The organism is Frankia sp. CeRuru1 (assembly GCF_977966315.1).
In genome coordinates this window covers 861-1,572 of sequence record NZ_CDWWEW010000540.1, presented here as the reverse complement: position 1 = coordinate 1,572, position 712 = coordinate 861, and the positions used below count along the sequence as shown (strand labels likewise).

Here is a 712-nt window from a genome sequence, read left to right as displayed (position 1 = left end):
CCGCCACACGCGGACATCAACGACGCCTACTGCGGTGAGCGAAGCCGCTGCTGGCGTTCGGACTGGCAGACACCGGTGACCGCTCCATCCCTCGACCTACACGGACGATCTCGACGCACTGAGGTTCTCGCGGTGGAAGAAGCCGTCTGCCGGGTGAGCCATCTCCGCTGGTCAGTGGCCCTCCAACGGCTCGAACGGCTTCTTCGTGCGCGGGGGAATGACCAGCCCCGCGCCGGCTGCAACTGTCAGGCGTCACCTGATCTGGCCTTGCGTCAGTGGAGGTGGCCAGTCGCGGGTCCTGCGTCATCCGATCTGGCCGATCGACCTGTCAGCCGAGACGCACGGCCCGTTTGCCGGCGACGTCGCTCGGAAGGGGCCAGATCGAGTGACGGTCGTCGGACTTGAGCGCGTCAAGGCAGTCGGCCGACCACCAGCTCACGGCGCTCCCGCAGGCAACTTCAAACGACGCCTGACAGCAACCATGATCTCGAACATTCCCAAGGTCGAGAGGTTGCGCAGCCGATGACGACCGAGCAGACGACCTCGGCGAGCCGGCCAGCCGGTTGGCTGGCCGCGCTGCCCGAACGCCGGCTTCTGCTCGATGTGTCGCTGTGGTCGGCGGATCTGGCCGCGCTCGGGACGGAGCTCGATCGGACCAGCGGCGTCGCTGACCTGATCCACTTCGACATCGCGGACGGGTACTTCGTGCCTG

At 66.9% G+C, this 712-nt stretch carries 1 pseudogene; it reads left to right on the top strand.

The window, feature by feature from the left end:
- Positions 1 to 522 precede the first annotated feature (522 nt).
- Positions 523 to 712 (top strand): annotated as a pseudogene (locus AC08OP_RS24020) (ribulose-phosphate 3-epimerase); the annotation flags it as partial.